Source organism: Micromonospora acroterricola (assembly GCF_003172955.1).
In the GTDB taxonomy this organism is placed as follows: domain Bacteria; phylum Actinomycetota; class Actinomycetes; order Mycobacteriales; family Micromonosporaceae; genus Micromonospora; species Micromonospora acroterricola.
Genome location: NZ_QGKR01000334.1, coordinates 1 through 7,423, shown reverse-complemented (window position 1 = coordinate 7,423; position 7,423 = coordinate 1). Strand labels below are relative to the sequence as shown.

Here is a 7,423-nt window from a genome sequence, read left to right as displayed (position 1 = left end):
GTGCCGTTCACCGCGGCGCTGCCGGCGGCCGGTGACCCCGGGCCGCCGAACGGGTCGGCCGGGCGCTCGGCGCCGGCCTGCGGCCGGACCCCGTTCACCGGCCGGTTGCTGCCCGGCGTGTCGACGAACGACGGCACCCCCGGCGGGAACGCCGGCGGCGCGGACGCGGCCTCACCGAACCCGTTGGGCGCCGACGGCCGGTCGTCGAAGCGCGGCTCGGCCGCGGACTCGCCGCCCCAGCCGGGTGCGGCGGGACGGTCGGCGCCGTTCTGCCAGTCGGGTGCGGCCTGTCGGTCGGCGCCGTTCTGCCAGTCGGGTGCGGCCTGTCGGTCGGGGCCGTTCTGCCAGTCCGGCGGGCCCTGTCGGTCGGGGGCATTCTGCCAGTCGGGTGCGCTCTGACGCTCGGGGCCGTTCTGCCAGTCCGGTGCGCTCTGACGCTCGGGACCCTGGTCGGCTGGGAACGACTCCGGCGACGCCTGCTCCGGCTCGTTCTCCGGCTCCGGCCGCGACGGGCGACCGTAGACCCGGGGCTGCGGCGCGGGGGAACTTGCCGGTCGTACGGCCTGGTCGGTCGGCGGCATCACCCGACTGGCCAGCGGCACCGAGGCGCTCGCCGAGGCACGGCCCGCCGCGCCGGCCGCCGACTCGGCCTCCGGCGCCGGTACGACCGCGCGGCCCGCTCCGGCCTCCGGAGAGGTACGGGGAGCGGGCACCACCGAGCCGCCCGCCGAGGGCTCCTCGGCCCGGCCCCAACCCGTCGGCTCCGCCTCGTACTGCGCGGCGGCGTCCGGGCTCTCCCGCTCGGCGTACGCCGGCTGCTCGGGGGCCGGAGAGAACTGGGTCGGCGGCACGTAGCTGGCCGGCGGTGCGGCGGCCAGGCTCGCCCCCGGCACGCGCTGCTCCTGCGGAGGCAGTGGCACCGCGTTGGCCGGCGAGATGCCCGGCGCGGGGGCGGGCTGGTAGACCGGCGACTCGTCGCCCCGGCCCGCCTCCCATCCACCGCGCGACTGGGCGGCTTCCGCCTCGGCGCGCCCCCAGACCTCGCCGGGAGCCCACGGCTGGGACTCCGGCACGCCGGCGCTGCCCTGGGCGGGGCTGTCCGGGGCGCCGGCCCAGGCGGGCGTCCCGTCGTTGCTGGGCACGCTGGCGCTGGCCCGGGCCGGGGTGCCGGTCGCTTCCGGGGTCCACTCCGCCGATTCCGGTCGCTCGGCCGGCTGGTCCTGCGCCGAGAGCACCCAGTCCGGCTGCTGCGGGCGGCCTTCGGGGCCGCCCCAGGCGGCGGGCTGCGCGGGCTCGTCCTGCTTGACGTCGGTGCCCTCACCCCACCCGGCGGGCTGCGCCTCCTGCTGTGCGGCCCAGCCGCCGGAGCGGGCCGGGTCGTCCTGGCCGGGCCAGTTCTGCGTCGGTGCCGGCACCTGAGCCGCGCCACGGGCCGCGGCCGGCTCGGCCTGACCCCACCCGGGGGCCGGCTGCTCGGTCGGCTCGGCGGCCTGGCCCCAGGCCGGGGCCGACTGCTCGGCCGGCGTCCACACCGGCTGGTCGTCACGACCGGCGGCGCCGGTGGCCCAGCCGCCGGAGCCGGACGGGTCGTCCTGCTGACCGGAAGCGCCGGACCAGCCCGCGGCCTGCGACGACTCGGGCTGCTGCTGCTGCTGCTCGGCGCCGCGCCAGTCGCCGGCGGGTGGGTTGGCCTGTGCCGCGCCGCTCCAACCGCCGGAGCGGGCCGGGTCCTCCTGCGGGGCGTCGGCGTTCCAGCCGCCGGAGCGTGCCGGGTCGTCCTGGGCGGGCCAGGCGGCGGTGGCCGGTGGCACCTGTGCGGCCCCCCGGGCGGCCGGCTGCGCCTGCGCCCAGTCGGGCTGCTCGGCGGCGCCGGTGGTCCAGGCGGGGGCGTTCTGCTCGGCCGGCGTCCAGTTCTGCTGCTGGGCGGGCCAGGGCGCGGGCTGGGGAGGCTCCGCTGCCCCGCTGTTGCCGGGCCAGTTGCCGGGCTGCTGCTGCTGCGGCTCGCTCGCGCCACCGCCGGCGGCCCAGGCGGGCTGTGTCGGCTCGGTGGGCTGCGGAGCTGCCGCGGCACCCCAGGCCGGGTTCGGTGGCTGCTCCGTCTGGGCGGCCCACGCCGGGGCAGGCGGGTTCGGCCGCGCCGGCGGCGGGGGTGCCCAGCCCAGGTCGGGGCCGGCGGCGTTGTAGCCGTTGTCCGGCTGCGCCGGGCGGTCGCCGTACGGCGCCGGTCCGCCGGCGCCCGGTGACACCTCGTCCGGCTCCTGGCCGGGGCGGTGCGGGCCCTCGGACGTCATGGGTGCGCCTCCTCCATCACATGTCGGCCGCCGGTGCCGATCGGTCTCCTCGGCATGGCTGCCGGCGTCACCGGCGTACCGCCGTGCCGGCTCCCCGCACCGTATCCGGTGGCCACACGGGGCGTCCAAGGAGCACCGGTCGTCACTCCGCGTTGCCGGTCGGTGTCGAGCAGCTTCTATCGGCTCGCCCTGTACCGGGCCGGCGGGCGGCGACCGAAGCCCACCGTACCGGGCGCTGCGGCACGGCGGAATCCCGGTGTCACGAGGTGGGGAAACGCCGATGGCCCACCCGGTGGGCCGGGTGGGCCATCGATCTGGAGGAGGTGAGGAGTGTCGTGGAGCGTCAGCTCATGTGACGCTGGGCGATGATGAGGATCTCCTCGCGAACTGCCGGCGAGTTCGCCGAGCGCAGCGCGTGCTCGATGGCACGGGCGCGGCGGGTGGCGTCGCGGTGGTTGCGGATTCGCTCGATCATGCTCATGGGTGGGTCCCCCTGGCTATTCGGTTGTCGGCCCCTGATGCGTCTATTCAACCGCACAACCCGGCGAACTTCCATCGATTATTAGGTGAGCTGAGACACCTGCCTAACAATCAAAGGTCAAAAGGGCTTTCCGCCGACGGTTCCGTCGTCCAACGGACACGGCCGGTGTGCCGGGCGTTAACCCGTGGCACACCGGCCGTGGCTGGCGTTCGGACGATCAGGTCCAGGCGAGCAGCGCCGCCTCCGGGTCGGCGAGGAAGTCGCCGATGTCGCGCAGGAACTTCGAGCCCAGCTCACCGTCGATGATCCGGTGGTCGAAGCTCAGGCCCAGCGTGGTGACCTGACGCGGCTTGACCTTGCCCTTGTGCACCCAGGGCATCTCCCGTACCGCGCCGAAGGCCAGGATCGCCGACTCGCCCGGAGGCAGGATCGGCGTGCCGGTGTCCACTCCGAACACCCCGACGTTGGTGATGGTCAGGGTGCCGCCGGACATGTCCGCCGGCGAGGTACGGCCGGACTTCGCCGTCTGCACCAGATCGTTCAGCGCGTCCGCCAGCTCACGCAGCGAGAGCCGGCCGGCGTCCTTGACGTTCGGCACGATCAGGCCACGCTCGGTGGCCGCCGCGATGCCGAGGTTGACGTACTCCTTGACCACGATCTCGTCGCCCGCCCAGGTCGAGTTGACCATCGGGTGCCGCTTGACCGCCAGGAGCACGGCCTTCGCCACCAGCAGCAGCGGCGACACCCGGACGTCGCGCCACTCCCGCCGGCCGCGCAGCCGGTCCAGCGCCTTCATCGCCCGGGTCACGTCGACGGTCAGGAACTCCGTCACGTGCGGGGCGGTGAAGGCCGAGCGGGACATGTTCTCGGCGGTGAGCTTGCGTACCCCCTTGACCGGGATGCGCTGCTCGCGGTCCGCGCCGAAGCTCGCGGCGCTCGTCGCCACCGCCGTCGCCGTGATCGGCTCGGCCGCCGCTACGGCGCCGCTCGCCGCCCGCTGCACGTCCTCCCGGGTGATCGAGCCCAGCGGACCCGAACCGGTCAGGGTGCTCAGGTCGACCCCGAGATCCTTGGCGAGCTTGCGCACCGGCGGCTTGGCCAGCACGAGACCACCGGTCGCGGCGCCCCGCCCGTCAAGGGCCGGCGCCGGCGCGACCGGAGCCGGCGGGGGCGCCGGTGCCACCGGAGCTGGCGCCGCCACGGCCTGCGCCGGCACCGCACCCTTGCGCGGGCGGCGCTTCGCGGCGGTGGTACGCGGGCCGTAGCCGACCAGCACCGCGGTCCGCCCACCCGGGGCGGCACCGCCGATCAGACCTGGCTCGACCATGCCCTCGGCCGGCGCCACCTCGACCGCGGCCAGCGAGGCCGCCGACGGGGTGGGCAGGTCGCCGCCGGGCGTGGCCGTGGTCGACGGCGCGTCCAGCGGGCCGGCGCCCGGGTCGGTGTCGATCGCGATGATCGGCGTACCGACCTCGACCGTGGTGCCCTCCTGGTGGTGGATCGCCTGCACCTGCCCGGCCCACTTCGCCGGGATCTCCACGGCCGCCTTCGCCGTCTCCACCTCGACGATCGGCTGGTTCAGCTCGATGGTGTCGCCGACCTTGACCAGCCAGGCCAGGATCTCGCCCTCGGTCAGCCCCTCGCCCAGGTCGGGCAGGTTGAACGTCTTGATCCGGGACATGCCGCTCACCAGCCGAAGGTGCGGTCGACGGCGTCGAGCACCCGGTCGAGGTCGGGCAGGTACTCCTCCTCCACCCGGGCGGCCGGGTAGGGGGTGTCGAAACCGGTCACCCGCAGCACCGGCGACTCCAGCGAGTAGAAGCACTCCTCGGTGATCCGCGCGGCCAGCTCCGCGCCGAGCCCGATGTTGGACGGCGCCTCGTGCACCACCACGGCACGGCCGGTGCGCTTCACCGACTCGTAGGCCGCGGCCAGGTCCAGCGGGGAGAGCGTGCGCAGGTCGATGACCTCCAGCTCCCGGCCGTCCTCGGCGGCGGCGGTCGCCGCCTCCAGGCAGGTCCGGACCATCGGGCCGTACGCCAGCAGGGTCACGTCCGTGCCGGGCCGGACCACCCGGGCAGCATGCAGGGGGTACGCGTCGGACAGCGGCGCGTCCAGGTCGACCTGACCCTTCTCCCAGTAGCGCCGCTTGGGCTCCAGGAAGACGATCGGGTCATCCGAGGCGATGGCCTGCTGGATCATCACGTACGCGTCCTGCGGATTGGAGCAGGTCACGACCTTCAGACCGGCGGTGTGCGCGAAGTACGCCTCCGGCGACTCGGAGTGGTGCTCGACGGCGCCGATGCCGCCGCCGAACGGGATCCGGATCACCATCGGGATGCTGAGCCTGCCGCCCGAGCGGTAGTGCATCTTCGCCACCTGCGACACGATCTGGTCGTACGCGGGGTAGACGAAACCGTCGAACTGGATCTCGCAGACCGGCCGGTAGCCGCGGATGGCCAGACCGACCGCGGTGCCGATGATGCCGGACTCGGCCAGCGGGGTGTCGATGACCCGCTGGTCGCCGAAGTCCTTCTGGAGCCCGTCGGTGATCCGGAAGACGCCGCCGAGCTTGCCGACGTCCTCGCCCATGATGATGACCTTGGGGTCGGTCTCCAGGGCGCGGCGCAGGCCGGTGTTGAGGGCCTTGCCGAGGGTGAGCGTCTCCGTGGCCATCAGTGGGCGCTCCCTTCGAAGGACTCCATGTAGCGGTTGAACGTCGCGCGCTGCTCGTCGAGCAGTGGGGACCCGTTGGGGTAGACGTGGTCGAACATCGTCACCGGCTCCGGGTTGGGCATGTTGAGCACCCGCTCGCGCAGGTGCACCGACTCGCGGCGGGCCTGCTCGTCGACCTCGGCGAAGAAGGCCGCGTCAGCGATCTGCTGCTTGTCCAGGAAGGCCTTGACCCGGGTGATCGGGTCCTTGGCCTGCCACGACTCGACCTCGCTGGCGATCCGGTAGCGGGTCGGGTCGTCGGAGGTGGTGTGCGCGCCCATCCGGTAGGTGTACGCCTCGATCAGGCTTGGGCCCTGCCCGTGCCGGGCGTTGTCCAGCGCCGTGCGGGTGACCGCGTACGAGGCCAGCACGTCGTTGCCGTCCACCCGTACGCCGGGGAAACCGAAGCCGGCTGCCCGCTGGTAGAGCGGAACCCGGGTCTGCCGCTCCAGCGGCTCGGAGATCGCGTACTGGTTGTTCTGGCAGAAGAAGACCAGCGGCGCGTTGAACACGCTGGCCCAGACGAACGCCTCGTTCACGTCGCCCTGGCTGGTGGCCCCGTCCCCGAAGTAGGCGATCGCCGCCTCGCCGTCGTCGGTGCCGATCTTGCCGTCCATGGTGATGCCCATGGCGTAACCGGTGGCGTGCAGGGTCTGCGCACCGATGACGATCGTGTACATGTTGAACTTGAACTCGTTCGGGTCCCAGCCGCCCTGGTCGACACCGCGGAACAGGCCGAGCGGCATGATCGGGTCGATGCCCCGGCAGTAGAGGACGCCGTGCTCCCGGTAGGTCGGGAAAGCCATGTCCTGGGTTCGCAGCGCCCGCCCGGAGCCGACCTGCGCGGCCTCCTGGCCGAGCAGGCTGGCCCAGAGGCCCAGCTCGCCCTGGCGCTGGAGGGCGGTCGCCTCGGCGTCCAGCTTGCGGACCATCACCAGATCGCGGTAGAGCCCGCGGTACTCCTCGTCGGTGAAGTCGACGCGGTACTCGGTGCCGTCCGGCCCGGTGGCGCTGTCGATCCGCTCACCGTCGGGGGTGAGCAGCTGCACCAGCTCCGGACTGCCGGCCGCGCCCTTCTTGGAGCGGGGTGCAGGCCGCCTGCTGCGGGTGGTGCCCCCGGGGTCGCCCTTTGCCATCGGTCTCTCCCTGTCGTGTCTGCGTCGGCACCGGGGGGTCACCCGGCCGCGCAACTCGTGCGCCTGCCCGGCTGCTGCCGGACCGGTTCCTGGCGGCCGCGCCTAGCCCCGGTGGGGGTTGCCGCACGGCGTGAACCGGGTTCTGGCCGAACCCGGATCGGGAGCGCCGGCGCTCAACCGCGCCTGCCGCGAGGGTGCGCGGAGGTCACGGCTGCGTTGCCGTCGTGCTCCATATTCGCAGAGCAGGTGAGCGCGCCCACAGTACGCCCGCCCCGCATTCCCACCGCCACCTGTCTGACGCCGTTTGTCGCCATCGTGCCCGACCGGGGCGACCGGGCGTTCCGGCGATGGTTCGTCACCGTTCGGGTCGTCTCCGCGTGTCGACACGCTGTGGAGGTTGGCTGACGGAGGGTGACTGGGCGAGGCTGATTGCCGCAGGATCGCGCCGATCGGGTGATTTGCCGGTGTTCTCCACCGGCTACGCCCGTCCGGGTCCTCCGACGGCCGACGACAAGGGGTGCGCGGTGTACGAGCCAGGTGACGGTCCCGGGGCACCCGAGCTCGGCCGGCACCGGTCCGCCGGTGGCTATCGCCGGGTGGTCGGCGCGCACCGCGCCTCCGGCGCCGGCGGCCCCTCCCGAGGTTACCTGCTCACCGTCGCGCTGCTCGCCGGCACCGCGTCGATGCCGATCCTCGCCGCCATCAGCGCGGGCTCGGCCACCCCGGGCAGCGGGATCACCACCGGCCCGACCGACGGTGTCGGGATGAAGGGGGTGCTGCTGTCCGGCAGGGCGGTGCTG

4 protein-coding genes and 2 pseudogenes are annotated in these 7,423 nt (G+C 74.0%); 1 reads left to right on the top strand and 5 read right to left on the bottom strand.

All coding sequences use genetic code 11. The annotated features are described in order from the left end of the window. From DKT68_RS28395 to pdhA, 5 genes and pseudogenes are all read right to left on the bottom strand, one after another. Positions 1–2,291, bottom strand: a pseudogene (locus DKT68_RS28395) (hypothetical protein); the annotation flags it as partial. Between the two features lie 343 nt (positions 2,292–2,634). Further along, on the bottom strand, positions 2,635–2,772 hold the full coding sequence (locus DKT68_RS31635) for a hypothetical protein (protein WP_201749222.1): 138 nt from the start codon (positions 2,770–2,772) through the stop codon (positions 2,635–2,637). A 217-nt stretch (positions 2,773–2,989) separates the two neighbouring features. Continuing rightward, on the bottom strand, positions 2,990–4,453 hold the full coding sequence (locus DKT68_RS28390) for a dihydrolipoamide acetyltransferase family protein (RefSeq protein WP_109820451.1): 1,464 nt from the start codon (positions 4,451–4,453) through the stop codon (positions 2,990–2,992). Between the two features lie 5 nt (positions 4,454–4,458). After that, entirely contained in the window at positions 4,459–5,448 is a 990-nt protein-coding gene (locus tag DKT68_RS28385; protein ID WP_109820450.1) for an alpha-ketoacid dehydrogenase subunit beta, read from the bottom strand. Beyond that, positions 5,448–6,623: a pyruvate dehydrogenase (acetyl-transferring) E1 component subunit alpha gene (gene pdhA, locus DKT68_RS28380; RefSeq protein WP_109820449.1), complete on the bottom strand. Its 1,176-nt coding sequence runs from the start codon at positions 6,621–6,623 to the stop codon at positions 5,448–5,450. The genes DKT68_RS28385 and pdhA overlap by 1 nt, the downstream gene beginning before the upstream one ends. Before the next feature lie 524 nt (positions 6,624–7,147). On the opposite strand from pdhA, the pseudogene DKT68_RS31265 reads away from it, so the two are divergent. Continuing rightward, positions 7,148–7,423, top strand: a pseudogene (locus tag DKT68_RS31265) (hypothetical protein); the annotation flags it as partial.

What these genes read in the sequence shown, in the direction of transcription:
- DKT68_RS28390 (WP_109820451.1), bottom strand. Translation starts at nt 4,453, where the DNA reads ATGTCCCGGATCAAGACGTTCAACCTGCCCGACCTGGGCGAGGGGCTG.
- DKT68_RS31635 (WP_201749222.1), bottom strand. Translation starts at nt 2,772, where the DNA reads ATGAGCATGATCGAGCGAATCCGCAACCACCGCGACGCCACCCGCCGC.
- DKT68_RS28385 (WP_109820450.1), bottom strand. Translation starts at nt 5,448, where the DNA reads ATGGCCACGGAGACGCTCACCCTCGGCAAGGCCCTCAACACCGGCCTG.
- pdhA (WP_109820449.1), bottom strand. Translation starts at nt 6,623, where the DNA reads ATGGCAAAGGGCGACCCCGGGGGCACCACCCGCAGCAGGCGGCCTGCA.